The organism is Pseudomonas sp. HD6422, from assembly GCF_025377065.1.
Taxonomy (GTDB): Bacteria; Pseudomonadota; Gammaproteobacteria; order Pseudomonadales; family Pseudomonadaceae; genus Aquipseudomonas; species Aquipseudomonas putida_U.
In genome coordinates this window covers 129045-155514 of the sequence record NZ_JAHWIW010000008.1, presented here as the reverse complement: position 1 = coordinate 155514, position 26470 = coordinate 129045, and the positions used below count along the sequence as shown (strand labels likewise).

General features: G+C 64.0%; 29 protein-coding genes. 12 read left to right on the top strand and 17 right to left on the bottom strand.

The window, feature by feature from the left end:
- The first annotated feature begins 6 nt into the window (after nt 1–6).
- Together KY379_RS07970 and mutM are read left to right on the top strand one after the other, a co-directional pair.
- Nucleotides 7–825, top strand: coding sequence for an HDOD domain-containing protein (locus KY379_RS07970; RefSeq protein WP_196171387.1), 819 nt, complete (start codon nt 7–9; stop codon nt 823–825).
- 3 nt (nt 826–828) lie between these two features.
- Nucleotides 829–1641, top strand: a complete 813-nt coding sequence (mutM, locus tag KY379_RS07965; RefSeq protein ID WP_261239589.1) for a bifunctional DNA-formamidopyrimidine glycosylase/DNA-(apurinic or apyrimidinic site) lyase — start codon at nt 829–831, stop codon at nt 1639–1641.
- Between the two features lie 42 nt (nt 1642–1683).
- Here the strand turns inward: mutM and KY379_RS07960 are convergent, their stop codons facing one another.
- From KY379_RS07960 to KY379_RS07940, 5 genes are all read right to left on the bottom strand, one after another.
- Nucleotides 1684–1935 (bottom strand): YfhL family 4Fe-4S dicluster ferredoxin, encoded by a 252-nt coding sequence (locus KY379_RS07960; protein WP_016489663.1) that lies wholly within the window; start codon nt 1933–1935, stop codon nt 1684–1686.
- Between the two features lie 109 nt (nt 1936–2044).
- On the bottom strand, nt 2045–2524 hold the full coding sequence (coaD, locus tag KY379_RS07955; RefSeq protein ID WP_133325099.1) for a pantetheine-phosphate adenylyltransferase: 480 nt from the start codon (nt 2522–2524) through the stop codon (nt 2045–2047).
- 111 nt (nt 2525–2635) lie between these two features.
- A complete protein-coding gene (locus KY379_RS07950) occupies nt 2636–4234 on the bottom strand; it encodes a GMC family oxidoreductase (protein ID WP_261239588.1) in 1599 nt (532 codons plus the stop codon).
- A 25-nt stretch (nt 4235–4259) separates the two neighbouring features.
- Entirely contained in the window at nt 4260–4745 is a 486-nt protein-coding gene (locus KY379_RS07945; protein ID WP_133325095.1) for a twin-arginine translocation pathway signal protein, read from the bottom strand.
- A gap of 10 nt (nt 4746–4755) precedes the next feature.
- Nucleotides 4756–6186: a coniferyl aldehyde dehydrogenase gene (locus tag KY379_RS07940; RefSeq protein WP_261239585.1), complete on the bottom strand. Its 1431-nt coding sequence runs from the start codon at nt 6184–6186 to the stop codon at nt 4756–4758.
- Between the two features lie 153 nt (nt 6187–6339).
- Between KY379_RS07940 and KY379_RS07935 the strand changes: the two genes are divergently transcribed.
- Nucleotides 6340–7005 carry a TetR/AcrR family transcriptional regulator gene (locus KY379_RS07935; protein ID WP_133325091.1) on the top strand — a complete coding sequence of 222 codons (666 nt, stop codon included), beginning with the start codon at nt 6340–6342 and terminating at the stop codon, nt 7003–7005.
- 35 nt (nt 7006–7040) lie between these two features.
- Complete coding sequence (locus KY379_RS07930) at nt 7041–7895, top strand: sulfurtransferase (RefSeq protein WP_133325089.1); 855 nt, start codon at nt 7041–7043, stop codon at nt 7893–7895.
- A 14-nt stretch (nt 7896–7909) separates the two neighbouring features.
- Here KY379_RS07930 and KY379_RS07925 read toward each other — a convergent pair whose 3' ends face one another.
- From KY379_RS07925 to KY379_RS07900, 6 genes are all read right to left on the bottom strand, one after another.
- Entirely contained in the window at nt 7910–8902 is a 993-nt protein-coding gene (locus KY379_RS07925) for a hydrolase (protein ID WP_133325087.1), read from the bottom strand.
- 64 nt (nt 8903–8966) lie between these two features.
- Entirely contained in the window at nt 8967–10295 is a 1329-nt protein-coding gene (locus KY379_RS07920) for a M16 family metallopeptidase (protein ID WP_230385164.1), read from the bottom strand.
- 1 nt (nt 10296) lies between these two features.
- Complete coding sequence (locus KY379_RS07915; RefSeq protein ID WP_261239584.1) at nt 10297–11592, bottom strand: M16 family metallopeptidase; 1296 nt, start codon at nt 11590–11592, stop codon at nt 10297–10299.
- A gap of 98 nt (nt 11593–11690) precedes the next feature.
- Nucleotides 11691–12293, bottom strand: coding sequence for a 16S rRNA (guanine(966)-N(2))-methyltransferase RsmD (gene rsmD, locus KY379_RS07910; protein WP_261239583.1), 603 nt, complete (start codon nt 12291–12293; stop codon nt 11691–11693).
- A complete protein-coding gene (locus KY379_RS07905; RefSeq protein WP_261239581.1) occupies nt 12293–13777 on the bottom strand; it encodes a M16 family metallopeptidase in 1485 nt (494 codons plus the stop codon). The genes rsmD and KY379_RS07905 overlap by 1 nt, the downstream gene beginning before the upstream one ends.
- Nucleotides 13770–15125, bottom strand: coding sequence for a M16 family metallopeptidase (locus KY379_RS07900; protein WP_133325077.1), 1356 nt, complete (start codon nt 15123–15125; stop codon nt 13770–13772). The genes KY379_RS07905 and KY379_RS07900 overlap by 8 nt, the downstream gene beginning before the upstream one ends.
- A 231-nt stretch (nt 15126–15356) precedes the next feature.
- Between KY379_RS07900 and ftsY the strand changes: the two genes are divergently transcribed.
- From ftsY to rpoH, 4 genes are all read left to right on the top strand, one after another.
- Nucleotides 15357–16832, top strand: coding sequence for a signal recognition particle-docking protein FtsY (gene ftsY / locus KY379_RS07895; RefSeq protein WP_261239580.1), 1476 nt, complete (start codon nt 15357–15359; stop codon nt 16830–16832).
- Nucleotides 16829–17500 (top strand): cell division ATP-binding protein FtsE, encoded by a 672-nt coding sequence (gene ftsE / locus KY379_RS07890; protein ID WP_133325071.1) that lies wholly within the window; start codon nt 16829–16831, stop codon nt 17498–17500. Before ftsY ends, ftsE begins: the two co-directional genes overlap by 4 nt.
- Nucleotides 17497–18525, top strand: coding sequence for a permease-like cell division protein FtsX (ftsX, locus tag KY379_RS07885; protein WP_133325069.1), 1029 nt, complete (start codon nt 17497–17499; stop codon nt 18523–18525). Before ftsE ends, ftsX begins: the two co-directional genes overlap by 4 nt.
- A 120-nt stretch (nt 18526–18645) precedes the next feature.
- Nucleotides 18646–19500 (top strand): RNA polymerase sigma factor RpoH, encoded by an 855-nt coding sequence (gene rpoH, locus KY379_RS07880; RefSeq protein WP_133325067.1) that lies wholly within the window; start codon nt 18646–18648, stop codon nt 19498–19500.
- Nucleotides 19501–19630: 130 nt separating this feature from the next.
- On the opposite strand, the gene mtgA is transcribed toward rpoH, so the two are convergent.
- Nucleotides 19631–20341 (bottom strand): monofunctional biosynthetic peptidoglycan transglycosylase, encoded by a 711-nt coding sequence (mtgA, locus tag KY379_RS07875; protein ID WP_409977264.1) that lies wholly within the window; start codon nt 20339–20341, stop codon nt 19631–19633.
- A 64-nt stretch (nt 20342–20405) separates the two neighbouring features.
- On the opposite strand from mtgA, the gene KY379_RS07870 reads away from it, so the two are divergent.
- The 4 genes from KY379_RS07870 (at nt 20406) to trmB (ending at nt 22660) form a co-directional block, all read left to right on the top strand.
- On the top strand, nt 20406–20777 hold the full coding sequence (locus tag KY379_RS07870; RefSeq protein ID WP_133325063.1) for a DUF423 domain-containing protein: 372 nt from the start codon (nt 20406–20408) through the stop codon (nt 20775–20777).
- 102 nt (nt 20778–20879) lie between these two features.
- Nucleotides 20880–21080, top strand: a complete 201-nt coding sequence (gene thiS, locus KY379_RS07865) for a sulfur carrier protein ThiS (RefSeq protein WP_133325061.1) — start codon at nt 20880–20882, stop codon at nt 21078–21080.
- Between the two features lie 53 nt (nt 21081–21133).
- A complete protein-coding gene (locus KY379_RS07860; protein WP_008092966.1) occupies nt 21134–21928 on the top strand; it encodes a thiazole synthase in 795 nt (264 codons plus the stop codon).
- Nucleotides 21929–21937: 9 nt separating this feature from the next.
- Nucleotides 21938–22660, top strand: a complete 723-nt coding sequence (gene trmB / locus KY379_RS07855) for a tRNA (guanosine(46)-N7)-methyltransferase TrmB (RefSeq protein WP_133325059.1) — start codon at nt 21938–21940, stop codon at nt 22658–22660.
- 630 nt (nt 22661–23290) lie between these two features.
- On the opposite strand, the gene KY379_RS07850 is transcribed toward trmB, so the two are convergent.
- Genes KY379_RS07850 through metW form a run of 5 tightly spaced genes read right to left on the bottom strand, consistent with a single transcriptional unit; the run spans nt 23291 to nt 26469 of the window.
- Nucleotides 23291–23617, bottom strand: a complete 327-nt coding sequence (locus tag KY379_RS07850; protein ID WP_133325057.1) for a DUF3392 domain-containing protein — start codon at nt 23615–23617, stop codon at nt 23291–23293.
- A 9-nt stretch (nt 23618–23626) separates the two neighbouring features.
- Nucleotides 23627–24802, bottom strand: a complete 1176-nt coding sequence (hemW, locus tag KY379_RS07845) for a radical SAM family heme chaperone HemW (RefSeq protein ID WP_196171331.1) — start codon at nt 24800–24802, stop codon at nt 23627–23629.
- Nucleotides 24799–25395 carry an RdgB/HAM1 family non-canonical purine NTP pyrophosphatase gene (gene rdgB, locus KY379_RS07840; protein ID WP_133325053.1) on the bottom strand — a complete coding sequence of 199 codons (597 nt, stop codon included), beginning with the start codon at nt 25393–25395 and terminating at the stop codon, nt 24799–24801. The genes hemW and rdgB overlap by 4 nt, the downstream gene beginning before the upstream one ends.
- The gene (locus tag KY379_RS07835) at nt 25392–25826 is read right to left on the bottom strand and encodes a DUF4426 domain-containing protein (RefSeq protein WP_133325051.1); all 435 of its coding nucleotides are present in this window, start codon (nt 25824–25826) and stop codon (nt 25392–25394) included. Before KY379_RS07835 ends, rdgB begins: the two co-directional genes overlap by 4 nt.
- A gap of 22 nt (nt 25827–25848) precedes the next feature.
- Complete coding sequence (gene metW / locus KY379_RS07830; protein WP_133325049.1) at nt 25849–26469, bottom strand: methionine biosynthesis protein MetW; 621 nt, start codon at nt 26467–26469, stop codon at nt 25849–25851.
- Nucleotide 26470: the final 1 nt, after the last annotated feature.

The window sequence follows — 26470 nt, the reverse complement described above, 5'->3', positions numbered from 1 at the left end:
ATCACCATCCCGCCGCAACCGCAGATCATGGTCGACCTGCAGTTCGAGCAATACATGCCCGACCCCGACCTCGAGACCATCGCCAAGCTGATCTCCCAGGATCCGGGCCTTGCCGGCGCCCTGCTCAAGTTGGTGAATTCGCCGCATTTCGGGCTTTCCAACAAGATCGGCTCGATCCAGCGTGCAGTTAACCTGTTGGGTAGCCGCTCGATCATCAACCTGATCAACGCCCAGTCGATCAAGGGCGAGATGAGCGACGAGACCATCGTTACCCTCAATCGCTTCTGGGACACCGCCCAGGACGTGGCCATGACTTGCCTGACCCTGGCCAAGCGTACCGGCATTCAGTCCGCGGACGAGGCCTACACCCTCGGCCTGTTCCACGATTGTGGTGTGCCGTTGATGCTCAAGCGCTTTCCGGAATACATGGAGGTGCTGGAGGATGCCTACGCCAAGGCCGATGAGCGGACCCGGGTAGTGGACACCGAGAATCGAGTGTTCAACACCAACCATTCGGTGGTCGGCTACTTCACCGCCAAGTCCTGGCGCCTGCCGGAGCACATCAGTGCGGCGATCGCCAATCACCACAATGCCCTGGCGGTGTTCCGCGAAGAGTCCTCGCGCAACGCCCAGACTCAGCTCAAGAATCTGCTGGCGGTCCTGAAGATGGCCGAGCACATCTGCGCCTCCTATCGAGTGCTGGGCAACCAATCGGTCGATCACGAGTGGCAAGCGGTCGGCCCGCTGGTACTGGACTACATCGGTCTGTCGGAATACGACTTCGAGCAGCTCAAGCAGAACATCCGCGAGCTGGGAGGGCACTGACGCATGCCAGAACTACCAGAGGTCGAGACGACCCGGCGCGGTATCGCTCCGCATCTGGAGGGCCAACGGGTCAGCCGTGTGGTGGTGCGCGACCGCCGCCTGCGCTGGCCGATCCCGGAGGACCTGGATGTGCGCTTGTCCGGGCAGCGTATCGTCACCGTGCAGCGACGGGCCAAGTACCTGTTGATCAACGCCGAGGTCGGCACGTTGATCAGTCACCTGGGCATGTCGGGCAACCTGCGCCTGGTCGAGGTGGGGCTCCCCGCGGCCAAGCATGAGCACGTGGACATCGAATTGGAATCGGGGCTGATGCTGCGCTATACCGACCCCCGTCGGTTCGGTGCGATGCTGTGGAGCCTCGACCCGCTCAATCACGAACTGTTGCTGCGCCTGGGCCCGGAGCCGTTGACCGACCTGTTCGACGGCGAGCGGCTATTCCAGCTGTCCCGTGGGCGTTCGATGGCGGTCAAGCCGTTCATCATGGACAACGCAGTGGTGGTGGGGGTGGGCAACATCTACGCCACCGAGGCGCTGTTCGCCGCTGGCATCGATCCGCGCCGGGAGGCAGGCGGGATCTCGCGAGCCCGTTACCTGAAGCTGGCCATCGAGATCAAGCGGGTACTGGCGGCAGCCATCGAGCAAGGCGGTACTACCCTGCGCGATTTCCTCGGCGGGGATGGGCAGCCGGGATACTTTCAGCAGGAACTGTTCGTCTACGGGCGCGGTGGCTTGCCCTGCAAGCTATGCGGCACGACTTTGCGCGAGATGAAGCTCGGGCAGCGCGCCAGTGTGTTCTGCCCGCGCTGCCAGCGCTGATACAGGCGCCCCTTCGCCGGCTTGTCGGCGATGGGGCGGTGATCAGTCCTTGCCGGTGATGCGGCGGTACTTGGCCATCAGTTGCTCTTCGGTCTCCGGGTGCGCTTCATCCAGTGGGATGCAGTCGACCGGGCAGACCTGCTGGCACTGCGGCTCGTCGTAATGGCCTACGCACTGGGTGCACAGGTTGGGGTCGATCACGTAGATCTCTTCGCCTTGGGAGATGGCCTCGTTCGGGCACTCGGGTTCGCAGACGTCGCAGTTGATGCAATCGTCGGTGATGATCAGGGACATGGGGGCTCCGGCCTGGGCATTGGGCCCGGGCATGTTCAAACGCAATGGGCACAATTGTGCCGCATTCGCGCCCGCAGTGCACGCGGGCGCGATGATCAGGCGGTGTAGCTCACTTCTTGAAGCGCTCGGTCAGTGCGTCGGCCACCGCCGGGTGGACGAACTTGGTGATGTCGCCGCCCAGCGCCGCGATCTCCCGGACCAGGGTCGAGGAAATGAACGAGTAGCGCTCCGAGGGCGTCAGGAACAGGCTTTCGACGTCCGGGGCCAGTTGCCGGTTCATGTTCGCCAACTGGAACTCGTACTCGAAGTCCGATACCGCTCGCAGGCCGCGCAGGAACACGTTGGCGCCTTGTTCCTTGGCGAAGTGCGCCAGCAGCGAGGAGAAGCCGATGACTTCGACATTGGGCAGGTGCTTGGTGACCTCACGTGCCAGCGCTACCCGTTGTTCCAGAGGAAACAGGGGGTTTTTCTTCGGGCTGGCCGCTACCGCGATGATCACGTGGTCGAACAGCCGCGAAGCGCGCTCGACCAAGTCGCCATGGCCTTTGGTAATGGGGTCGAAGGTACCTGGGTACAACACTCGGTTCATCGCGTCATCCTGGCTGGAGTGCGTCGGGAGTCGGATGGTAGCGCAGCGAACGCGCTGCGGCCAAGTGACACGGTCGGCCGAAGGTATTATGGACAGTCTCTGGGTTCGTCTTCATGCGCCGTTGGCCAGGCGGCGGGCAAGCGCATCGGTGAGTCTGGCACTGATGGCATATACCGACAGTTGTGGGTTGGCGCCGATGCTGGTGGGGAATAGCGAGCCGTCGTGAATCGACAGGTTTTCCAGTTGGTGATGGCGGCCCAGGCTGTCGCAGACCGCCTGGCGCGGGTCTTCGCCCATGGCGCAGCCACCCATCACGTGGGCGCTGCCCAGACGCGTACGAAACGGCTCCAGGCGCAGGCGGTCGATCATCCCACGTGCCTGCGCCAGGTCGCTGGCCCGGCCGGCATCGCTGTGCAGCGGCATGACCTCGGTGGCACCAGCGGCGAACTGGATCTGCGCCATGCTGTGGTACGCCCGTCGCAGGCCATCGCGCAGGTAGTCGGTGATCGGGTAGTCGAGTACCGGCGAGCCATCGCCGCGCAACGTCACGTTGCCGCCAGGGCTGTCGGGGTGGAAGCCATCACGCAGCAGCGCCAGCATCACGTGGGTGTGCGGCAGTTCGGCCATGCGCTGGGCGTTGTCGGCCCCATGTCCGCCGAACAGAGTGCTGGCCAGGGCCGGATGCAGCGGCGGTACCTCCAGTTTGTAGCCGACGGGCCCGGTGACGCCCGCCGCCCACTGAAAATGGTCGCTGTAGATCGATTGCGGGGCACCGTAGTACGGGTCGATGCGTTCACTGAAGCGCGCGGCACTGAAGTTGACCAAGTGCAGGAAAGTCCGCCGACCCAAGCGTCCATGCGGGTCGGGGGCCTCGGAGCGCATCAGCAGGGCGGGGCTGTTGATGCCGCCGCCCGCCAGAATGTAGTGCCGGGCGCGTATCCGGATGGTGCGCCCGGTACGCTGAACGCCTTGGGCGTCCAGCGCCTGGCAATGGAGGTGGGCGATGCGCTCGCCGTCGTGCTCGAAGCGCTCTGCACGGGCGAGATACAGCAGTTCGCCGCCCTGTTCGAGGGTGGCGGGGATTCGGGTGACCAGCATCGACTGCTTGGCGTTGACCGGGCAGCCCATGCCGCAATAGCCGAGGTTCCAGCAGCCACGCACGTTACGCGGGATCACCGCCCAGCGGTAACCGAGCTGTTCGCAACCGCGGCGCAGCACTTCGTTGTTGGCATTGGGGGGCATGGCCCACGGCGTGATACCCAGTTCCTGTTCCATGCGCTCGAACCACGGGCGCAGGGCGTCGGCGTCCAGGCCGGTCACACCGTGTGCCGCAGCCCAGTGGGCCAGGGTCGGTGCTGGCGTGCGAAAGCACGAGGCCCAGTTGACCAGGGTGGTGCCGCCCACGGCGCGGCCTTGCAGAATGGTGATGGCGCCATCCTTGCTCATCCTGCCCAGGCCTTCCTGGTAGAGGCTGGCGTAGGCCTCGTTCTCCAGCAGGTGGAAGTCGCTGCTGGTCTTGAGCGGGCCTTCCTCGATCAACAGCACCTTGAAGCCCGCCGCACTGAGCATCTGCGCGCTGGTGGCGCCACCCGCGCCGCTGCCGATCACGGCGATATCGGCCTCCAGGTTCAGGTTCTGCTCCAGGCGCGAGCCGTCGTAGGTGATCCAGCCGCGCTCCAGGCCTTGGCGAAAGGGGTCGGTCACTGGCATTTGCGATGCTCTTGTGGGTTGTCGGTCAGATGTTCGGTGGCCCAGGATAGCCGCAGGCAGCCCACGCTTCCGGGCGCTCGTACCAGGCCATCAACAGCAGTTGCAGCAGCGAGGCATGCCCCATGCGCAGCAGGTTCAGCGAGCTGTCCTGCCAGCGTTGCAGGAAGGCCGTGACCTCCCCAGGACTGGCCTCGGACCAGGCGCCCCAGATACCGGTCAACGGACCTCGCGTCAGGGGCAGGCTGAGCACGTCGAACAGCTGTCGGGTGAGCTTGAGCATTTCCGGCGACAGCGCCGCCAACGTGTGGTCAAGGCTATGCAGGACCAACGTGTCGCTGGCGCCTGTGCCAGCAAGGACCACTGGGATCAGCGCCAGCAACACGGGCAGGTCGTCTTCGCGCAGCGCCTGGTAACCGCTGGCAGGCGTTTGTTGGGTGCAGCCGAGCAGGCTGGCGGTACCGAGGAAAACACTGGCACCGAGGCTCAAACGCAGCAGATCACGACGATGCATGGCCCGGACCTCAGCGGATGAAAAGCTTGTAGACCAGGCGCTGCAACGCTTTGCCATAGGGCGGGTAGATCAGCCGGGCGGCATTCAGGCGCTGTTTGGCCAACACGGCCTTGGCCTTGCTGAAGGTCAGGAAACCATCGTGACCGTGGTAATGACCCATGCCGGAAGGGCCGATGCCACCGAATGGCAGGTCATCCTGAGCCACGTGCAGTAGGGTGTCATTCAGGCAGACGCCGCCGGAATGGCTGTGCTGCAGCACCCGGCGTTGCTCGGCTCGATCGTATCCGAAGTAGTACAGCGCCAGTGGGCGCGGGCGCTGGTTGATATAGTCCAGAGCCTCATCGAGGTGGTCGTAGGGCACCAGCGGCAGCAAAGGGCCAAAGATCTCGTCCTGCATCACCTGCATGCCGTCGTTGACCCCCAGCAGCAGATGGGGCGGCAGGCGTCTGCCTTGGGGGGCCTCGCCAGGGTACAGGTCGATGACCTCGGCACCTTTTCTGCGGGCATCGTCCAACAAGTGCTGCAAGCGCTGCCACTGCCTGGGGTTGATGATCGCGCTGTAGTCGTTGTTGTCAGCGATGCGCGGGTACAACCGGTGCACCGCCTCGCGGTAGGCCTCGCTGAACGCCTGCAGGCGTGCTCGGGGCACCAGGACGTAGTCGGGGGCGACGCAGGTCTGGCCGGCATTGAGGGTCTTGCCGAAGGCGATGCGCTCGGCGGCTGTCGCCAAGGGCACGTTGGCCGAGACGATGGCCGGAGACTTGCCGCCCAGTTCCAGGGTCACTGGCGTGAGGTTTTGCGCGGCGGCCAGCATGACCTGGCGTCCGATAGAGGTGGCGCCCGTGAACAGCAAGTGGTCGAACGGCAGCCTGGCGAAGGCCTGGCCGATCTCGACCTCGCCCAGCACCACGCTGACCAGGTCTGCCGGGAACACCCGCTCGAGCAGCGCCTTGAGTGCCTGGGCTGTGGCCGGTGTGGCCTCGCTGAGCTTGAGCATGACCCGGTTGCCAGCGGCCAGCGCGCAGGTCAGCGGGCCGATGGCGAGAAACAGCGGGTAGTTCCAGGGCACGATGATGCCGACTACGCCCAGGGGCTGGTAGAGCACCCGGGCATTGGCCGGCTGGAAGGCCAGGCCGACGCTTCGCCTGGCCGGGCGCATCCAGCGTTGCAAGTGGCGCTCGGCATGGCGGATGCCTTGCACCGAGGGCAGTAGCTCGGCCAACAGGGTCTCATCGGCGCTTCGGCCGTCGAAGTCCTGGTCGATGGCAGCGATCAACGCCTGTTGCTCTGCCAGCAGTGCTGCCCGCAGGCTTTTCAGCCATTGTCGGCGCTGCGCCGCAGGGGGCATGGGATTGCCGGCGAAGGCCTGGCGTTGGGTGGCGAACGTCGACGCCAGGTCGGTGTCCGATGGCACAGCAGTCAGGGCGATGGGCGAGGTCACGGCGGTGTCCCGTCTCGGCTGGTTTTTTCTAGAGCCTATACTCTAAAAGTGACCCTGGCGCGATTTTTTTTCACGCAACCCGACGGTGCATCAGCAGCGTGATACACCGTAATATGGCGGCATTATCGAGAGCCTGCAGATTGGGAGCTGAGCATGGCCCCGCGCATGAAGACCCGCGAGCGCATCGTGCACAACAGCCTGGAGCTGTTCAACCAGCAGGGCGAGCGGAGCGTCACCACCAATCACATCGCCGCGCACCTGGAAATGTCGCCCGGCAACCTGTACTACCACTTCCCCAACAAGCAGGCGATCATCGCCTTGCTGTTCAGCCAGTACGAAGCGCTGGTGGACAGCTTTCTGCGTCCGCCGCAGGGGCGCGCGGCCACTGTCGAGGACAAGCGTTTCTACCTCAAGGCGTTGCTCGCGGCGATGTGGAACTACCGTTTCCTGCACCGCGACCTGGAACATCTGCTCGACAGCGACCCCGAGCTGGCTGCCCGTTATCGGCGTTTTTCCGAGCGCTGCCTGCGCCAGGGCCAGGCGATCTACCGTGGTTTCGTCGAGGCCGGGATCCTGGCCATGGAGCCGGCGCAGATCGAGTCGCTGACCATCAATGCCTGGATCGTCCTGACCTCATGGGTACGTTTTCTCAGCACCACCCGCGAGCATTCGGCGCACTTGGGGGAAGAAGCCTTCAAGCGCGGTGTCTATCAGGTATTGGTGCTGGAGCTCGGCTTCGTCACCGCCAATGCCCGCGGTGCCGTGGAAACGCTCTGCGAAGAATTCCACGTTCCGTTCAATCAGGCCCTGGAGCACTAGGCCAGGGTCACCGTGCCATCGATCAGGAGACTGTCATGCCCCTTGCGCAATTGATCACCCCGCAACAGCTGGCCGAGCGTCTGGACTCGCCCAAGCTGGTGATCCTCGATTGTCGTTTCGCTCTGGAGGATGCCGACTACGGCCAGCGCAGCTATGCCGAGGGGCACATCGCCGGGGCGCATTTCGCCGACCTGGAACGTGACCTGAGCGGCCCGGTGAGCAAGGGCAGGACCGGCCGCCATCCGCTGCCGGATGCGCGCCGACTGGTCGAACGCCTGCGCGAATGGGGTGTGGACGACGACAGTGAGGTGGTGCTGTACGACGATGGCCCCGGCGCTTTCGCTGCCCGTGCCTGGTGGTTGCTGGTCTGGCTGGGCAAGCGTAGCGGTGTGGCGATCCTCGATGGAGGTCTCAAGGCCTGGCACGCTGCCCATCTGCCGCTGAGCCTGGATCCGCCGGCCAAACGCGAGGGTAGCTTCGAGGGCGAGCCGGACCCCAGGCTGTTGATCGATGCGGAGCACTTGGCCAAGCGCCTGGGCAGCGCCGAGTTGACCCTGGTCGATGCGCGGGCGTTGCCACGATTTCGCGGCGAGGTGGAGCCCATCGATCCAGTGGCAGGACACATTCCCGGCGCCCAATGCGCGACATTCACCGACAATCTCGGTTCGGATGGGCGCTTCCTGGCGCCAGAAGCGCTCAAGCAGCGCTTTGCCCAGCTATTGGCCGGGCGTGCGCCCGAGCAGCTGGTGGCGTACTGCGGGTCCGGGGTGACGGCGTGCCACAACCTGTTCGCCTTGGCACTGGCAGGCTACCCGCTGGGCCGGCTGTATGCCGGGTCGTGGAGCGAGTGGATCAATGATCCGCAGCATGGCGTGGCCATTGGAGAGTAGCCCAGCTGAAGGGTTTAACTGCCTTCGACCAGCCACTGCGGAATTCGCCGCTCCAGGTAATAGCTGGGATTGCGCAGGCTGCCCTCGACGAAGCCCACGTGGCCGCCGCGCGCATGCAACTCTAGCTGCGTCCTTGGCGCCAGTTCGTTGGTCGTTGGCAGGCTGTGGCTGGAAACGAAAGGGTCGTCGGCGGATTGAATGATCAGTGTCGGTGTGCGGTTCTGCCCCAGGAAATAGCGGCTCGACGAGCGGCGATAGTAGTCCTGGGCATCGGCGAAACCATTGAGCGGGGCTGTCACCTTGCCGTCGAAATCCCAGAACGTACGCAGGTTGCGCAAGGGTCCAAGGCGGTCCAGGGTGGCCAGCCGTTCGTGGTGCCCCTGGTCACGGAAGTGACGCTGCTTGACCTGCACATAAGCAAGCATTTCTCGCATGAAATGTGCCTGGTAGACCTTGGAAAAGCCCTGGCCAATGCGGTCGGCGCATAGATCCAGGCGAAACGGCACCGACACCGCCACGGCCGCCTCCAACCCGCTGGCCGTACCGCTTTCACCCAGGTACTTGAGCAGCACGTTGCCGCCCAGCGAATAGCCCACGGCATACAGTGGGGCCATGGGCCGCTGGGCTTGCAGGTGGGCGACGACTTCGGCCAGGTCTTCGCTGGCGCCAGAGTGATAGCTGCGTGGTAACAGGTTCGGTTCACCCGAACAGCCGCGCCAGTTCACAGCCACACTCGCCCAGCCGCGGGCCTGCAGCGATTGCTGCAAGCCTTTGACATAGGGCGAATGGGAAGAGCCGGTGAGACCATGCAGGATCATCACCAAGGGCGAGCCGGGCTGATGCGGCCCATGCCAGTCCAGGTCGAGGAAGTCGCCATCGGCCAGCCATAGGCGCTCGCGGTTGCGTTCGAGCGTCGGCAGCTTGCGCCACAACGGTCCCCACAGGGTCTGCAGGTGAGGATTGGACAGGCCGGTGGCCGGGCGGAAGCTGGCGGTAAGACTGGGCATGCTGGGCGACTCGTGTTGTGCCTGTCTAGAGTGCCACGAAATACCGCTCCTGTGTCTGTACCCATTAGTCGGTGTCGGGCAGTTCCGGCAGCGGTTGCTGATCGACGGTTGGCCCCACGCTTACCCACACCGCCTGGCGCAGGTCGAGCCTGCGCCTGAGGGTTTCCCGTACTGCGCCCGTGGTGAGACCGTTCAGCATGGCGTTGTAGCCGTTCAGATAGCCCTCTGGTTGGCGCTGCCTGGCGGTGGCCGACAACAAACCGGCGAGTCGTTTGTTCTGGGCAACGTTACGCAGCAGCTCGCCAGCCAACTGGTGCCGAGCCTGTTCCAGTTCCGCCTCGGTGGGTCCTTCATCGATGAACCGTTGCAACAGCGTGCCGACCAGTGTCTTGCTGGCCTCTACCAGGTCCGAGGCGATGTCCCATTCGATCATGAACACGCCGCCTGAACGCATCGCCGAGATCTTCGAACTCACGTCATAGGTCAGCCCCCTGCGCTGACGCAGTTCAGTCATCAGCCTGGAGTCCAGGCCTGAGGTCAGGATCTCGCTCGCCAGCACCATGGCCAGGAATTGCGGATCGTTTGCCGGAACGTTCATGGGCAATGCGAGGAGCACGCAATTGCTCGCGCCGGGTCGCTCGACATGCAACGTCATGGCAGGGACTTCGGCCACTGCTGGCGGAGGTAGGGCTGTCCAGTCCTGTGGCAATGTCTGGCTGATGCGGTGGGCAATGGCCTTGGCCTCGGTAGTGGATAGGTCACCCACCAGAGTCATTTGCAGGTTGCTGGCACTATAAGCTCTGCGGTGGAAGGCCCTGAGGTCGTCTACCGTGACGGCTTCGATTCCCTCCGGCGTGGTGCCGTTCGGGTTGCCATAGGGGTGGCCATCGAATAGATAGCCGAAGGCCGCGGAGCGTGCCTGCACGATGGGGTTTCTGAGGCGTGAGGCGGTATATGCGAGCGTCTGCGACTTCACTTTTTCCAGCGCGGCCGGCAAAAAGTCAGGCTTAGCGGCCATTGCGCCGAACAGTGCCAGGGCAGGGTCGAGCAAGGTCCGCTGGCTGAGGCTGCGCAAGCTCAGCACGGCTTCTTCCAGGCGCACCTCCTTGCTGACTTCTGCGCCCAGGCGCTCCAGGGCCACCGCATGCTCGCTCGCGGTGAGCCCATCGCTGCCTTCATCGAGCATGTACAGCGTCAGCGCAGCCAAGCCCGATTTGTCGGTGTCCTGGACGACTCCGGCGCCAAAGCGCAGGACCAGATCGACGACGGGCAGCCCTCGCGCTTCGACGAACTGGACGCGTGTACCGGCCTCGGTCGTCCAGGTCTGCACGTGGGTATCGACAGGTTCCAGGTGGTTGAGGTCCAGCCCTTGGAGGGAAGTCAAACGGGTCATGTCATTCATCATGGCTCTCCATGCCACTCATGAAAGTGGTCGTCAGGCGGTCGTCGCTCAGGAAGGCTTCTACGGCTTGGCAGACTTGCACGTCGGTCAGGCCCTCGATCATCGTTGTCTCGAACTCCAGTTCGGTTGGGTCGAGGCCACAGGCGGCCATGCGGCCCAACATGTCGGCTTGTTTGGCGATGTCATCCCGGGCAAACACCTCTCTTGCCATCAGCTGGGCTTTGGCCCGCTGGAGTTCTGCTGCTGTGGGCGGCGTCAGGCGAAGCGCGCTGATTTCCCGCAGCAATTGTTCCTGAGCCTGCTCCGGCGTGACTTTGGCGGGGTCGTTGAAGGCACTAAACGTCAGCAGGCCGTCGCCGCGAACCAGCAGGTCATAGCCGCCTTTCACGCCTTGCAGCAGCGGTTGTTCCGCGACCATCGAGCGCTGCAGTCGTGCGGAGGCGCCCTGGGTGAGCAGTTCGGGGATCAGGCGCAACGCCTGGGCTTGGGTCGGGTCATCAGCGGTGGCCAGGCTAGGGCAGTTGAAACTCATGATCAGGCCTTCGCGCAGGCCCTCGATGCGCACCGATTGCGTGCGGCGGGTTAGCGTCTGGTCGTGTCGAGGGAGTGGCGCGATGGGCAGGGGATGAGCGGGAATCGCGCCGAAGTGACGCTCTACCAGCGTGCGCAATTGCGCCGGGTGCGCGGCGCCAACCACCGCCAGTGTGGCGTTGTTGGGGTGATACCAGCGCTGGTACCAGCTAAGCGCCGCGGCCTGAGCCAGCTGCTGCAGGTCTTCTCGGAAACCGCGGGTTGGTGTGGCGTAGCCGCTCCTGCCGTGGGCCAGCAGCTTGTGTTGCTCGACAGCGACGGCAAAAGGTTTGTTGTCGACATCTACCCGGCGCTCTGCCATGACGACGGCGAGTTCGCGCTCGAACGGTGCTTCGCTCAGTGTCGCCGTGGCCATCGCATCGGCCATGGCTTCAAGGGCGACCTCCATACGGCTGGCAGGCAAGGTGACGGGATAGACCGTGGCGTCCGAGAAGGTATAGGCATTGGGATCGCCACCGAGACGCGACATCAATTGGAAGTATTCGCCCGCGGCCAGTTTGCTGCTGCCTTCGAACATCAGATGCTCAAGGGCGTGGGATAACCCGCTGTGACCCTCGGGCTCGTAGCTGGAACCCACGTGGTACCAGAGTTGGACGCTGACCAGCGGGGCGCGATGATCTTCGCGCAGATAGACCTTGAGGCCATTGGCCAGGGTGAAGTGCTGCAATGAGAATTGCGCACGTGAGGTGTCGGGCATGGCTGAACTGCTCCTGGATGAATCGGAAGGAGCAGCTTCAGCCATGCCCGAGGTGCAATGGCGGTAGTTAAGTCTTCAACTCGTGGCCATCGGCCCGATCAATCTCTGTGCCACAAGGCGTAATGCACCTGCCCGGTCTTTTTCTCGCGATGCAGACGCCAGTTGCCCGGCATCGCCAGACTCGACGGTGCCACTTCGCTTTCGGTGTAGATCCAGGCTTGCTCACGCAGCCAGGCGTTCTGCTCCAACAGGGCGCAGGTGTCGGCCAGCAGGTCTTGGTGGAATGGCGGGTCGAGGAACACCAGATCGAACTGCTGCTTGGCCGGGCCCTGGAGGTAGCGCAGGGCGTCGGTTTGAAGGATCTGGCCGCGTGGACAGCGGAGGATCTCGAGGTTGTTCTTCAGATTGGCGATGGCCGCCGGGTTGCTGTCCAGGGCCACCGCATCTTCTGCGCCGCGCGACAGCGCTTCGAGCACCAGGGCGCCACTGCCGGTGAAGGCATCCAGCACCCGCGCCCCTTCGATGTACGGCGCCAGCCAGTTGAACAGAGTTTCGCGCACGCGATCAGGCGTCGGCCGCAGGCCTTCGCCGTCCGGTACCGCCAGGCGGCGGCTGCGCCACTCACCGGCGATGATGCGTAGGTGGCCCTGGCCCTTACTTTGGCCGGCTTGCGGGCGGGCGGGAGGGGTGGATCTGGGCATTAGTGCTCCGGTACGCCGAGCGGTTGCTCGGCGGGTTTGTCAGTGGGGGCCGGCAGCGGTTTCTGCGGCACTTTCGGGCCGACGGTGACGATCACCAGCTTGTCGGCAGCCAGGTGCTTGTTCATCGCGACCTTGACCTGGTCGACGGTCAGCGCCTGGGATTGCTGCATGAAGTCTTCCAGCCAGGTCAGTGGCAGGTTGTAGAAACCGATGGCACCTAACTGGCCGACGATGCTGGCATTGCTGGCGTTGGACAGCGGGAAGCTGCCGGCCAGCTCACGCTTGGCATCGTCGAGTTCCTGCTGGGTCGGACCGTTCTTCAGGTACTCGGCGAGGATCTCCTGGACCAGCTTCAGCGTGCCCTCGCTGAGTTCGGCACGGGTCTGCAGGTTGATCATGAACGGGCCGCGAACCTGCATGGGGCTGAATGCCGAGTATACGCCATAGGTCAGGCCGCGTTTTTCCCGCACTTCGCTCATCAGCCGAGTGCCGAAGGCGCCACCGCCGAGGATCTGGTTGCCCAGGGACAGGGCAGGCCAGTCGGGGTCCTGGCGATCGATGCCCAGCTCAGCGAGCATCAGGTGGGTCTGTTTGCTCGGAAAGTCGATGTGGGTCATGCCCGGTTTGGGCTCGACCGGCTCGGCTGGCGCGGCCAGTGCAGGGCCCTTGGGCAGGGCGGCGGAGACCTGGGCGGCGACGGCCTCGGCTTCGCTGCGGCTGAGATCGCCAACCAGGGCGATGACCGCGTTGCCAGCGGTGTAGGCCTTGGCGTGGAAGGCGCGCAGTTGTTCCAGGGTAATGCCCGGGATGCTTTCGGCGGTGCCGTCGCTGGAGTGGGCGTAGGGGTGGTCGCCATAGAGCTTGGCGAACAGCGCCTTGCCGGCGATCTTGCCGGGGTTCTGTTTGCCGTACTCGAAACCGGCCAGCAGCTGGTTCTTGATGCGCTTGAGCGCGTCTTCGGGGAAGGTCGGCTTACCGGCCACCTCGGCGAACAGCTTGAGCGCCGGTTCGCGTTTGTCCTTGGCGCTCAGGCTGCGCAACGAGGCGATCGCCATGTCGCGGTAGGAGCCGTTGCCGAAGTCCGCGCCCAGGCTTTCGAAACCTTCGGCAATGGCGGTCACGTCCTTGCCGGCCACCCCCTCGTTGAGCATGGCGTTGGTCAGGGTGGCCAGGCCTGGCGTGGCGCCATCCTGGCTGCTGCCGGCGGCGAAGGTCACGCGCAGGTCGAACATCGGCAGCTCGCGAGCCTCGACGAAGAGTACGCGGGCACCTTCGGCTGTGGTCCAGTTCTGGATGTTCAACTGGCGCCGGCTGGGCGTCTTGCCATCCAGCTCGGCCAGCGACTGCAAGGTGTTGGCCGGGCGCGCGGCGCTGGTCTCGGCTTCGGCGTGGACCGGGCGTGCCAGCACGGCGGCCAAGGCCACCACCAGGGCGATGATGCCAGCGCCGATCAGGGTGTAGCGTGGTGCGCTGCGATCACTCATGAGCGGACTCCTCGGGCAATACATGGGCAACGCTCAGGCGTTCGCGGGTGAAGTAGGTGCGCGCGGCATTCTGGATGTCCTGCGGCGTCACGCGCTTGAGCTCGTCCAGCTCACTGTCGATCAGCTTCCAGGACAGGCCGACCGTCTCCAGTTGGCCAATGGTGGTGGCCTGGCTACTGATGGAGTCGCGGTCGAAGACCAGCCCGGCGATCACCTGGGCACGCACCCGCTCCAGCTCTTCGCTGCTCGGCGGTGTGGTCTTGAGCTCATCGAGCAACTGCCAGATGCCTTTTTCGACATCGGCCAGGGTCTTGTGCTTCTGCACGTTCGGCGTGGCCGAGATCATGAACAAGCTGTCGCCACGGGTGAAGGCGTTGTAGCTCGACGAAGCGCCGGCCACCAGCTCCTGGTCGCGCTCCAGGCGTGCCGGCATGCGCGCGCTGTAGCCGCCGTCGAGCAGTGCCGAGATCAGGCGCAGGGCATGTACGGTGCTGGGGTCCTTGGCGGTGGCCAGGCCCGGCACGTTGAAGCCGTAGATCAGGCTCGGCAGTTGGGTGCGGACATGCAGCGTGAGCAGACGGTTACCGGGCTCGGCCAGTTCCAGCGGCAGCTTGGCCGGCGGTACGGCGCGTTTCGGGATGGCGCCGAAGTACTTCTGGGCCAGGCCCTTGACCTCGTCGGCGGTGACATCGCCGACCACCACCAGGGTCGCATTGTTCGGCGCATACCAGGATTCGTACCAGTTACGCAGCTCTTCGACCTTCATTCGCTCGAGGTCGGCCATCCAGCCGATGGTCGGTGTGTGGTAGCCGCTGGCCGGATAGGCCATGCTGCGGAACAGCTCGAAGGCCTTGGCGCTCGGCTGATCGTCGGTGCGCAGGCGGCGCTCCTCCTTGATGACCTCGATTTCGCGGCTGAACTCGTCGGCCGGCAGGCGCAGGCTGGCCAGTCGATCGGCCTCCAACTCCAGGGCGACGGGCAGGCGGTCACGGGCCAGCACCTGGTAATAGGCGGTGTAGTCGTCGCTGGTGAAAGCGTTCTCCTCTGCGCCCAGGTCGCGCAGGATGCGCGAGGCTTCGCCGGGGCCGACCTTGGCGCTGCCCTTGAACATCATGTGCTCCAGGGCGTGGGACAGGCCCGTCTGCCCGGGCGTTTCGTAGCTGGAGCCGACCTTGTACCAGATCTGCGAAACCACGACCGGGGCGCGGTGATCCTCGCGTACGACCACTTTGAGGCCGTTGTCGAGAATGAATTCGTGGGTCGGCTGCACATCGGCGGCGAAGGCGGCCAGTGGCAGGCAGAGCGTGCTGAGCAGCAGGCCAGCGGCGCGGCGGGCTAGAGCATTCATACGGTGTTTGACCTGTTCGGCGGCCCGCAGGGTTTAGCGTCGGCGGGCCAGGAGGTGCTAGGATACTGATCCGGTTGCCTGGCGACCATGCCTGTCGCCGTTCTGGCCCACAGGACCCTACGACAAAACATTGCGCATGAACCAGCCGGATTCAAAATAGTCTGTTCTGCGTTTAGAGAATTCCTGATGCGCCAATGCTGGCCCATCGCTACCCTGAGATAGCCGTCTTCCATGTTTGGTTCCAACGACGACAAAAAAGCGCCGACCGAGGCTGGCGAGAAAAAAGGCCTGTTCAGCTGGTTTCGCAAGAAGCCGCAGCAACCTGTCGCCGAACAGCCACAAGCCCCTGACACGCAACCCGCAGAGCCGGTAGCGCCGCAGGTCGATCCCCAGCCTGCGCCGGCCCCGGCTGAGCCAGTGGAGGTGCCTGCTGCCCCCGCGCCGGTGGTCCCTGCAGCCTCCACAGCACCAGAGCCTGTGCCGCCTTCGGAGCCGGCCCCGGCCCCTGTAGACACCGGCTTGCCGGCGGCTGCGCCGCCCGCCGCAGCAGAGCCACCGTGCCCTGCGCCGATAGCGACCGTCCCAGAGGCCGCGCAGCCCCCGCAAGCCCAGCCCGTCGAGGCGCCCGTCAGCAACCTGGTCCTGCCCGTTGCCGAAGAGCCCGTCGCCCTGGTCCCGGACCTCGAACCCAAGGCCCCGCCGGCCATCCCCGAGCGGCCGGCGCCAGAGCCGGTAGCACCTGTTGCCGCAGCTCCGGCCAGCGCCGAACAGTCCAAGCTGGGCTTCTTCGCCCGCCTGAAACAGGGCCTTTCGAAGACCAGCGCCAGCATCGGCGAAGGTATGGCCAGCCTGTTCCTGGGCAAGAAGGTCATCGATGACGACCTGCTCGACGAGATCGAGACTCGTCTGCTGACTGCCGACGTCGGCGTCGAGGCCACTTCCGCGATCGTCCAGAACCTGACCCAGAAGGTCGCCCGCAAGCAATTGGCCGACGCCGACGCGCTGTACCAGTCGCTGCAGGAAGAGTTGGCCGCGCTGCTGCGTCCGGTCGAACAGCCGCTGAAGGTCGAGGCGCAGAACAAGCCCTACGTGATCCTCGTGGTCGGCGTGAACGGCGCCGGCAAGACCACCACCATCGGCAAGCTGGCCAAGAAGCTGCAGCTCGAAGGCAAGAAAGTCATGCTCGCCGCCGGAGACACCTTCCGCGCTGCCGCGGTCGAGCAGCTGCAGGTATGGGGCGAGCGTAACCAGATCCCGGTGATCGCCCAGCACACCGGCGCCGACTCCGCTTCGGTGATCTTCGATGCCGTGCAGGCCGCCAAGGCCCGGGGCATCGATGTGCTGATCGCCGACACCGCCGGACGCCTGCATACCAAGGACAACCTGATGGAGGAGCTGAAGAAGGTGCGCCGAGTGATCGGCAAACTGGACGCCGAGGCGCCCCATGAGGTGCTGCTGGTGCTCGATGCCGGCACCGGTCAGAACGCCATCAGCCAGGCCAAGTACTTCAACCAGAGCGTCGAATTGACGGGCCTGGCGCTGACCAAGCTGGATGGCACCGCCAAGGGCGGGGTGATCTTCGCCCTGGCCAAGCAGTTCAAGTTGCCGATCCGCTTCATTGGCGTGGGCGAGGGCATCGATGACCTGCGCACGTTCGAGGCCGAACCTTTCGTCAAAGCCTTGTTTGCCGAGCGGGAGCACCCATGATCCGATTCGAACAGGTTGCCAAGCGCTATCCCAACGGCCATGTCGGCTTGCATGAGCTGAGTTTCCGGGCGCGCCGGGGCGAATTCCTGTTCGTCACCGGGCATTCGGGCGCCGGCAAGAGCACCTTGTTGCGCCTGCTGCTGGCCATGGAGCGACCGACCAGCGGCAAGCTGATGCTGGCCGGGCAGGACCTGGGTCAGATCAGCAATGCACAGATCCCGTTCCTGCGCCGGCAGATTGGCGTGGTGTTCCAGAACCACCAACTGCTGTTCGACCGCACGGTATTCAACAATATCGCGCTGCCGCTGCAGATTCTCGGCCTGTCCAAGGCCGAGATCACCAAACGCGTGGATTCGGCGTTGGAGCGCGTATCGCTGGCCGACAAGGGCGAGCTGTTCCCCGCGGACCTGTCCACGGGCCAGCAGCAGCGGGTCGGTATCGCCCGCGCCATCGTCCATCAGCCGGCCTTGTTGCTGGCGGACGAGCCGACCGGCAACCTCGATCCGCGCCTGGCTGCGGAAATCATGGGTGTGTTCGAGGACATCAATCGCCTCGGCACCACGGTTCTGATCGCCAGTCATGACCTGGCACTGATTGCGCGCATGCGCCACCGCATGCTGACCCTGCAGCGCGGTCGTCTGATCGGCGATGGGGAGGCCGGGCAATGAGCACTACACGTACACCCAAGGTTTCCGAGCGCGTCGCGCCCAAGCCTGCGGACCCACAGCCGGCGAAGAAAAAACGCGGCGACCATGACGACGACGGCCCGGACTTCCGCACACTGCTGCACGCCTGGCTGGAAAGCCACCGCGCCAGTCTGGCCGACAGCTTGCGGCGCCTGGGCAAGCAGCCGATCGGCAGCTTCTTCACCTGTCTGGTGATGGCGGTTGCCCTGAGCATGCCCATGGGCCTTTCGCTGCTGCTGAAGAATGTCGAGAAACTCGGCGGCTCCTGGCAGCGGGCGGCGCAGATCTCGCTGTACCTCAAGCTTGACGCGGGCAGCCGCGAAGGTGAGGCACTGCGTGACGAGATCAAGGGTATGCCCGGCGTGGCTGACGCCCAGTACGTCAGCCGCGAGCAGGCGCTGGAGGAGTTCCAGCAACAGTCGGGTCTGGGCGAAGCCCTGCGTGAACTGCCCGACAACCCGCTGCCTGGCGTGGTGGTGGTGACTCCAACCGAGGTGGACAAGCCGGCCCTGGAGGCATTGCGTCAGCGCCTGGCTGAATTGCCGCGGGTCGAGGTGGCGCAACTGGATCTGGTCTGGGTCGAGCGTCTGGCCGCCATCCTCAAGTTGGGTGATCGGTTCGTCTTTGGCCTGGCGGTGATGCTGATTTCAGCGCTGCTTTTAGTAATTGGTAACACAATTCGCCTGCACATCGAGAACCGGCGTACCGAGATCGAAGTCATCAAGCTGGTCGGCGGCACCGACAGCTACGTACGCCGGCCTTTCCTGTACATGGGCGCTCTGTACGGCCTGGGCGCGGGCTTGCTGGCCTGGGGGATCCTGGCGTTCGGACTGAACTGGCTGAACGAAGCAGTGGTAGGGCTTTCGGGGTTGTACAACAGTGATTTCGCCCTGGGCGGGGTGCCGGCCTCCGATGGTCTTTCTCTCTTGATCGGAGCGGTCTTGTTGGGGTATATCGGTGCATGGATCGCGGTAGCCCGACACCTGAACGAGTTGGCGCCACGATAGTTTTCTTCGCCAGCATTGACTTTTTTTCATCTTGTGAACCACTCGGAACTTGTACAGTGGTTCAAGGTCTATGTTGGCAGTGCCCACAAGGCACGAGTCTAGTGAGTCGGAGGTTCTTGAATGACCACTTCGTTGCAACCTGCCTATGCCCTGGTCCCCGGTGCGAACCTGGAGGCCTACGTGCACACGGTCAACAGCATCCCGCTGCTGACGGTCGAGCAGGAGCGTGAACTGGCCGAGCGTCTCTATTTCGAGCAGGATCTTGAGGCCGCTCGGCAAATGGTAATGGCCCACCTGCGTTTCGTCGTGCACATCGCACGCAGCTATGCCGGCTATGGCCTGGCTCAGGCCGACCTTATCCAGGAAGGCAACGTCGGCTTGATGAAAGCCGTCAAGCGCTTCAACCCGGAGATGGGCGTGCGCCTGGTTTCCTTCGCCGTGCATTGGATCAAGGCGGAAATCCACGAATTCATCTTGCGCAACTGGCGTATCGTCAAGGTCGCTACCACCAAGGCCCAGCGCAAGCTGTTCTTCAACCTGCGCAGTCAGAAGAAGCGTCTGGCCTGGCTGAACAACGACGAAGTCCATCGCGTGGCGGAAAGCCTGGGCGTCGAGCCTCGCGAAGTGCGCGAGATGGAAAGCCGCCTGAGCGGCCAGGACATGGCGTTTGACCCGGCCGCCGAGGCGGACGACGACAGCGCGTTCCAATCGCCGGCGTACTACCTGGAAGACCATCGCTACGATCCGGCAACGCAGCTGGAGGACGCCGACTGGAGCGACAACTCCACCAGCAACCTGCACGAAGCGCTCCAGGGTCTGGACGAGCGCAGCCGCGATATTCTCTACCAGCGTTGGTTGGCCGAGGAGAAAGCCACGCTGCACGAGTTGGCGGACAAATACAGTGTGTCGGCTGAGCGTATCCGTCAGTTGGAAAAGAACGCGATGAACAAGGTCAAGGCGTTGATCGCGGTTTGATCTAGTTTGGTGGGATTGGAAAACCGCTGGCTCGGAGACGGGGCGGCGGTTTTTTTATGCTCGTCTTGAGGGTTGCTGCGTTGTTGAGATCGAGCGCCGCGACAACTCCAAGCTTACGCTGCACTCGCCCTCAAGGCCGGCGCGAAGCATCCAGTTGCATCAGATAGCTCGGCCCACCCAACTGGCTCATCTGTCGGCGAATCCAGCCGGCCCGGCTGGCGACGTAGGCACTCGGCCGGCTGGCGCTCCACTTGATCGGATTGGGCAGCACTGCTGCCAGCTGCGCGGCCTGTTGGCGGCTCAGGCGGCTGGCATCGATGCCGAAGTGATAGCGAGCCGCGGCCTGGGCGCCGAACACGCCTTTGCCCCACTCGGCACTGTTGAGGTACACCTCGAGGATCCGGTCCTTGGGCCAGAACAGCTCGATCAGTACGGTGAACCACGCTTCCAGGCCCTTGCGCAACCAGCTGCGACCCGACCACAGGAACAGGTTCTTGGCCACCTGCTGGGTCAGGGTGCTGGCACCGCGGATACTGCCGCCACGCTCGTTGTAGGCCAGCGCTGCCTGAATCGCTGGGATGTCGAAGCCCCAATGGCTGGCGAATTTCTGGTCCTCGCCGGCAATGACCGCCACCTTGAGCTGATCGGAGATGTTGTCCCAGGGCTCCCAGTCGCGTTGCAGGTCGATCGGTTCGCCGCTGACCCAAGATTCCACCTTGCGTTCGACCATCAGGGCCGTACCTGGCGGCGGTACCCAGCGAAACACCAGGACCAGCACGATGCTCGCGGCGGCAAACCAGAGCAGGACGCGGACGAATCGGCGGAAAAGGGATGACAGCATGGCAATGGCTTGGCCGGACCGGTGGAAGAGGCCATTATACAGACCCGTTCCAAGGAGTCGTCCCATGCTTCGCAGCTTCCTGATGCTCGCCGCGTTTTTCGGCTTCACCGGTGTCGCGCTCGGCGCGTTCGCCGCCCATGGCCTGAAAAGCCGGCTCAGTGCCGACTACTTGGCGGTGTTCCACACCGGCGTCACCTACCAACTGGTGCATGCCCTGGCGATCCTCGCGGTGGCGGTGCTATCGGTGCACTTGCCTGGACGCCTGGTGGCCTGGTCCGGTGGTCTGTTCGCGGTCGGTATCGTCCTGTTCTCCGGTAGCCTTTATCTGCTGACCCTGAGTGGCCTGGGCAAGCTTGGCATGATCACGCCTTTCGGTGGGCTCTGCTTCCTGGCCGGTTGGCTGTGCCTGGGCCTGGCAGCCTGGCGACTGGGCTGACCGCCCGGTCCACAATCGCGACTAATGGTGCCCGTCGCCCTTGGGTTCAAGGGTTGATCGGGGCTAGAATGCGTGCCCCAAAGTACAATGGTGGCCGTGCGCATGCGCATTCAACTGAACGGTGAACCTTACGAATTGCCTGTTGGCGAAAGCGTCGCGGCCTTGCTGGCCCGCCTGGAGCTGACCGGGCGCCGCGTGGCGGTGGAACTGAACCTGGACATCGTGCCGCGTAGCCAGCACGACAGCACCCTATTGAACGAGGGCGACCAGGTCGAAGTGGTCCATGCCATCGGTGGCGGTTGATCCGTCCCGGCGATTCACCCGCAAGTCCCGTAACCTTTTCCCGAGGAACAACGATGAGCAACGTTCGTAGCGACAAGCCCTTCACCCTGGCCGGGCGCACTTTCCAGTCGCGCCTGCTGGTAGGCACCGGCAAATACCGTGACATGGAAGAAACCCGCCTGGCCATCGAGGCTTCGGGTGCCGAAATCGTCACTGTCGCCGTGCGCCGTACCAATCTGGGCCAGAACCCGGGCGAGCCGAACCTGCTCGACGTGCTGCCGCCTGACCGCTACACCATCCTGCCCAACACCGCCGGCTGCTACGACGCGGTCGAGGCCGTGCGCACCTGCCGCCTGGCCCGCGAGCTGCTCGATGGCCACAACCTGGTCAAGCTGGAAGTCCTGGCCGACCAGAAGACCCTGTTCCCCAACGTGATCGAAACCCTCAAGGCCGCCGAAGTGCTGGTCAAGGACGGGTTCGACGTGATGGTCTACACCAGTGACGATCCGATCATCGCCCGTCAGCTGGCCGAAGCCGGCTGCATCGCGGTGATGCCGCTGGCCGGCCTGATCGGCACCGGCCTGGGTATCTGCAACCCCTACAACCTGCAGATCATCCTCGAGGAATCCAAGGTGCCGGTGCTGGTCGATGCCGGTGTCGGCACTGCCTCCGACGCCACCATCGCCATGGAAATGGGCTGCGAGGCCGTGCTGATGAACTCGGCCATCGCCCATGCCCAGCAGCCGGTGCTGATGGCCGAAGCCATGAAGCATGCCATCGTCGCCGGCCGCATGGCCTACCTCGCCGGCCGGATGCCGAAAAAACTCTACGCCAGCGCCTCTTCGCCGCTGGATGGTCTGATCAAGTAAGAGCCCCCGATGACTGACTCGCAAGATACGCCGATTCCCGCCGACGGCGACCAGCGCCACCACCGCCGCATCAAGAGCTTCGTGATGCGTGCAGGGCGCATGACCGAAGGCCAGCAACGTGGCCTCGACCAGGGGGGGCCGCTGTTCATCCTGCCGCTGACCGACAGCCCGGTCGACTACGACCAGGTCTTCGGCCGCACGGCACCGCGTACGCTGGAGATCGGCTTTGGCATGGGTCACTCGCTGCTGGAGATGGCCGCTGCCGCCCCGGAACAGGACTTCATCGGTGTCGAAGTGCACCGTCCAGGTGTGGGCGCGCTGCTCAACGGCGTGCTGACCCAGGGCCTGAAGAACCTGCGGGTGTATGACTGCGATGCCATCGAAGTGCTCAACCGCTGCGTGGCCGATAACAGCCTCGACCGGCTGATGCTGTTCTTCCCGGACCCTTGGCACAAGGCGCGCCACCACAAGCGCCGCATCGTGCAGCTGGAGTTCGCCGAGCTGGTACGGCGCAAGCTCAAACCCGGTGGCGTGTTCCACATGGCGACCGACTGGGAGCCCTATGCCGAGTACATGCTGGAAGTGATGAGCGCAGCGCCCGGCTATCGCAACCGTGCTGCTGACGGCACCTATGTACCGCGTCCGGAAGAGCGTCCGATCACCAAGTTCGAACGCCGTGGCGAGCGCTTGGGGCATGGGGTGTGGGATTTGAAGTTCGAGAAGGTGGATTGATCGGCTGATCGGGCCGTTCGAAACGCTGCTGTCTGCTGCGATGCAGGCGAAAAAAAACCGCCTTTCAAAGGGCGGTTTTTTTGTGTGAGCGGTAGGACTGAGTATCCATCGCTCTGGGACTTCACCGAAACCCCCACACGGTGAAAGGATCATAGGCAGCCTGCGACGGTGGGTCAATAATCAGAAACAACCAGCATCATGTGTGTCGGAGCGTTTAACAGCTTCGGTCGCGTATCCCAAGTATCATCGCGCTGCTCCTGTTTGGATGATTTCGGTGATGGGCCGGGTAGGAGAAGAATTCTGCTTTTCGGCCCCTTCGACACGGCCTGAGAACCGTGCCGGTGACGTTATTCGAAGGGCCACTGACCTGGCCACTTCACCGAAAACCTCCACACGGTTTTCGAAGGCATCGAAGTACCGGTTAGATGCTGGAAGATTGGCCCGCCAACACGGAGGCCAAGGCTTATGAAGCGTTTGCTTGGTACGCTGAGCCGCGTCTGGAAGCTCGTCCGAATCTTGACTGTGTTCAAGACCGCTCGAGACTTCATGCGCGATCACTTCGATGACGCCCAGTAAGGGCTAGTCAGGTGGTTGGGCTGCCCCGGTCTTCCGGGGCAGCTTCTAGCAGCCTCAACCCCGGCGATCCGCCACAACGCCAATCAACACCAGTACCACCAGCAACACCGGTGCCAGCGCATAGTTGTTGAACTGTCCCAGACCCTTCACCACCCATGGCGTGGCATAGATCAGCGCGGCGCCACTGCCGATCATCACCAGCAATGCCATGAACGGCACGCGCAGCGCACCGGCCAGGCCGCCCAGGCGCTGTTCAACCCAGCCCTTGATATCGGTGCCAAACAGCACCAGCAGACAGCCGACCAGGGCCAGGGAGATTTCCGAGAGGTGGCTGCGGCTCCAGCGGGAAACCGTCGCGAGCAAGTCAAGTACCAGATCCATGGGTCATCCTTAGGTCAAGAAATACTGCAGCAGGTCGTTGAGGAACAACTGGCCGCGTGGCGTTGCCACCAGCCGATCCGGTTCGACCTGCAAAAGGCCTTTTTGTTCGGCCGCACGCCTCGCTTCGGTAAGCTGCGCCAGGGGCAGGCCGGTGCGCTGGGTGAACAGCTCCGCCTCCACGCCTTCGGTCAGGCGCAGGGCGTTCATCAGGAATTCGAACGGCAACTCGTCGACTGGCAGCAGCTTCTCGCCAGCCTTGAACGGTTTGGCCAGGTTCAGGTAATCCTTGGGCAGGCGAGTCTTCCAGGTGCGAAGGATTCGACCATCGGCAAACGTCAGTTTGCCGTGGGCGCCCGCGCCGATGCCGATGAAATCGCCGAAGCGCCAGTAATTGAGGTTGTGCCGTGCGGCGCGCCCGGCCTGGGCGTAGGCTGACACTTCGTACTGTTGGAAGCCGTTTGCCGCCATCAGCGCCTGGCCGGCTTCCTGGATATCCCAGAGGATATCGTCCTCGGGCAACTCCGGCGGCTGGTTCCAGAACACCGTGTTCGGCTCCACCGTCAGCTGGTACCAGGACAGGTGCGTCGGACTCAAGTCGATGGCTTGGCGCAAGTCGCCCAGGGCATCGTCCAGAGACTGGTCGGGCAGGCCGTGCATCAAGTCCATGTTGAAGTTGTCGAAACCGGCGGCGCGGGCCATGGCGGCGGCGCGGATCGCTTCGTCGCCGTTGTGAATGCGCCCCAGGGCCTGCAGCTTGGCGGGCTGGAAGCTCTGCACGCCGATCGACAGGCGATTGATACCGGTCTGCCGGTAGGCCTTGAACTTCTCCTGCTCGAACGTACCGGGGTTGGCCTCGAGGGTGATCTCGATATCTGCAGTGAACGGGATGCGTTGCTCCACCCCGCGCAGCAAGCGCCCCAGCGCGTTGGCGCTGAACAGGCTCGGGGTGCCTCCGCCGAAGAAGATCGACGTGATCGGCCGGCCCTGCACGGCGGGCATCTCCTGGTCGAGGTCGGTCAGCAAGGCATCGACGTAGGCCTCTTCCGGCAACTCAGGCCCGGCGGCGTGGGAGTTGAAGTCGCAGTAGGGGCACTTGCGCACGCACCACGGAATGTGGATGTACAGCGCCAGCGGGGGCAGGCTGGAAAGGCCTGCCGCGCCTGGCTGGGACAACGTTTCGATCATGCCAGGCCCAGACGTTTACGCAGCAGCGCCATGGCGCGGGCGCGGTGGCTGAGCTGATTCTTGTCCACAGGGGCGAGCTCGGCGCTCGAGCAGTCGCGCTCCGGCACCCAGAACAGCGGGTCGTAGCCGAAGCCATGCTCACCGCTGGCCTGGAACAGGATACGGCCGTGCCACAGGCCCTCGCAGAGGATCGGCAGCGGGTCGTCGGCATGGCGCACCAAAGCCAGCACGCAGACGAACTGAGCGCCACGTTCTGCCTCGGGCACGTCCTTGAGGGCTTCGAGCAGCTTGGCGTTGTTCGCTGCATCGCCCTTGCCATCGGCATAGCGTGCCGAGTAGATGCCGGGGGCACCGCCGAGGAAGTCCACCGCCAGGCCCGAGTCGTCGGCCAGCGCCGGCAACCCTGAGATACGCGCGGCATTGCGCGCTTTGAGGATGGCGTTTTCGACGAACGACAGGCCGGTTTCCTCCGGCTCGACCTGGCTGAACTCGCCGATCGAGCGCAACTGCACCGAGGTGCCGAGCATGGCCTGGAGTTCCTTGAGTTTGCCGGCGTTATGGCTGGCCAATACGAGTTGCTGGAGATTCATCATTCGCCTGGGAACACTTCCTGGTTGAAACTGAGTGGGTGGCTGATACCGCCGGTTTCGACGTTCAGGTCGAAAGTCAGTGTCTCGGCCTGTTCGATCTTGAACTGAGCGATGTAATACACCGCCCCTTGGTCGGTGATCTGCCGGAACGACAGTGGGCTGCTGCGTCCGGTGAGGTCTTTCACCGTGCCGCTGACCACCGCGATGCTCGGCTTGCCGGCCTTGATCACGGCAATGTTGAGCACGCCCTGGTTCTTGCTGCGGACCAGACCGGTGGCGGCGGCAATATTCGGCTGCAGCATGCTGGAGGTGAAGGCGCTGTAGTGGACCGTCACATCGCCGAACACTTCCTTGCGCTCGGGGCGGGCGGCGTCGGCCGCCAGGGCTGGCAGGGCCAGGCACAGGCTGATCAGGAACAGGGCTAGGCGACGCATGGTGCGAGTCCTCCGGTGGGCGTCAGACCGCGAGCTGATGCTCCTGCAGGCTTGGGCTGCTGACGCGGTAGATGCCGATTTCACCTAGAAGATTAGGCCAAAGCCGCCCGCCCCACCCGTTGCGGTGCAAGTGATCCACAGCCAGGCGGTCGAGGACCTTGGCGTGGCGCTCGTGGCACAGTTCTTCGAAGTCGGCGAAGGTGCAGAAGTGGATGTTCGGCGTGTTGTACCAGGTATACGGCATGAAGTCCGATACCGGCATGCGGCCTTTGGTCGCCAGATACCAGCGGCAACGCCAGTGACCGAAGTTGGGGAAGGTGATGATGCACTGACGTCCGACCCGCAGCATCTCGTCGAGGATGCGGTCGGGGTATTCGACGGCCTGCAGGGCCTGGGTCATGATCACCACGTCGAAACTGTTGCTGGCGAAGTTGCCCAAGCCCTTGTCCAGGTCCTGTTCGATGACGTTGACGCCCTTGGCCACGCACGCGGCGATGTTGTCAGGGTCGATCTCCAGGCCATAACCGCTGACCTGCTTGCGGTCACGCAGCGAAGCCAGCAGCTCGCCGCTGCCGCAGCCCAGGTCGAGTACCCGGCTGCCGGCGGGGATCCAGTCGTGGATGATTTCCAGATCGGCTCTCATG

Bases quoted from the DNA above. Each gene is read 5' to 3' on its own strand.
- KY379_RS07860 (WP_008092966.1), top strand. From the start codon at position 21,134: ATGAGCAACGTTCGTAGCGACAAGCCCTTCACCCTGGCCGGGCGCACT.
- ftsY (WP_261239580.1), top strand. From the start codon at position 15,357: ATGTTTGGTTCCAACGACGACAAAAAAGCGCCGACCGAGGCTGGCGAG.
- KY379_RS07835 (WP_133325051.1), bottom strand. From the start codon at position 25,826: ATGCGTCGCCTAGCCCTGTTCCTGATCAGCCTGTGCCTGGCCCTGCCA.
- ftsX (WP_133325069.1), top strand. From the start codon at position 17,497: ATGAGCACTACACGTACACCCAAGGTTTCCGAGCGCGTCGCGCCCAAG.
- thiS (WP_133325061.1), top strand. From the start codon at position 20,880: ATGCGCATTCAACTGAACGGTGAACCTTACGAATTGCCTGTTGGCGAA.
- trmB (WP_133325059.1), top strand. From the start codon at position 21,938: ATGACTGACTCGCAAGATACGCCGATTCCCGCCGACGGCGACCAGCGC.
- KY379_RS07900 (WP_133325077.1), bottom strand. From the start codon at position 15,125: ATGAATGCTCTAGCCCGCCGCGCCGCTGGCCTGCTGCTCAGCACGCTC.
- hemW (WP_196171331.1), bottom strand. From the start codon at position 24,802: ATGATCGAAACGTTGTCCCAGCCAGGCGCGGCAGGCCTTTCCAGCCTG.
- KY379_RS07930 (WP_133325089.1), top strand. From the start codon at position 7,041: ATGCCCCTTGCGCAATTGATCACCCCGCAACAGCTGGCCGAGCGTCTG.
- rdgB (WP_133325053.1), bottom strand. From the start codon at position 25,395: ATGATGAATCTCCAGCAACTCGTATTGGCCAGCCATAACGCCGGCAAA.
- KY379_RS07935 (WP_133325091.1), top strand. From the start codon at position 6,340: ATGGCCCCGCGCATGAAGACCCGCGAGCGCATCGTGCACAACAGCCTG.
- rpoH (WP_133325067.1), top strand. From the start codon at position 18,646: ATGACCACTTCGTTGCAACCTGCCTATGCCCTGGTCCCCGGTGCGAAC.
- KY379_RS07850 (WP_133325057.1), bottom strand. From the start codon at position 23,617: ATGGATCTGGTACTTGACTTGCTCGCGACGGTTTCCCGCTGGAGCCGC.
- KY379_RS07960 (WP_016489663.1), bottom strand. From the start codon at position 1,935: ATGTCCCTGATCATCACCGACGATTGCATCAACTGCGACGTCTGCGAA.
- KY379_RS07905 (WP_261239581.1), bottom strand. From the start codon at position 13,777: ATGAGTGATCGCAGCGCACCACGCTACACCCTGATCGGCGCTGGCATC.
- KY379_RS07950 (WP_261239588.1), bottom strand. From the start codon at position 4,234: ATGCCAGTGACCGACCCCTTTCGCCAAGGCCTGGAGCGCGGCTGGATC.
- rsmD (WP_261239583.1), bottom strand. From the start codon at position 12,293: ATGCCCAGATCCACCCCTCCCGCCCGCCCGCAAGCCGGCCAAAGTAAG.
- KY379_RS07925 (WP_133325087.1), bottom strand. From the start codon at position 8,902: ATGCCCAGTCTTACCGCCAGCTTCCGCCCGGCCACCGGCCTGTCCAAT.
- KY379_RS07920 (WP_230385164.1), bottom strand. From the start codon at position 10,295: ATGACCCGTTTGACTTCCCTCCAAGGGCTGGACCTCAACCACCTGGAA.
- mtgA (WP_409977264.1), bottom strand. From the start codon at position 20,341: ATGCTGTCATCCCTTTTCCGCCGATTCGTCCGCGTCCTGCTCTGGTTT.
- mutM (WP_261239589.1), top strand. From the start codon at position 829: ATGCCAGAACTACCAGAGGTCGAGACGACCCGGCGCGGTATCGCTCCG.
- coaD (WP_133325099.1), bottom strand. From the start codon at position 2,524: ATGAACCGAGTGTTGTACCCAGGTACCTTCGACCCCATTACCAAAGGC.
- KY379_RS07870 (WP_133325063.1), top strand. From the start codon at position 20,406: ATGCTTCGCAGCTTCCTGATGCTCGCCGCGTTTTTCGGCTTCACCGGT.
- KY379_RS07915 (WP_261239584.1), bottom strand. From the start codon at position 11,592: ATGCCCGACACCTCACGTGCGCAATTCTCATTGCAGCACTTCACCCTG.
- ftsE (WP_133325071.1), top strand. From the start codon at position 16,829: ATGATCCGATTCGAACAGGTTGCCAAGCGCTATCCCAACGGCCATGTC.
- KY379_RS07945 (WP_133325095.1), bottom strand. From the start codon at position 4,745: ATGCATCGTCGTGATCTGCTGCGTTTGAGCCTCGGTGCCAGTGTTTTC.
- metW (WP_133325049.1), bottom strand. From the start codon at position 26,469: ATGAGAGCCGATCTGGAAATCATCCACGACTGGATCCCCGCCGGCAGC.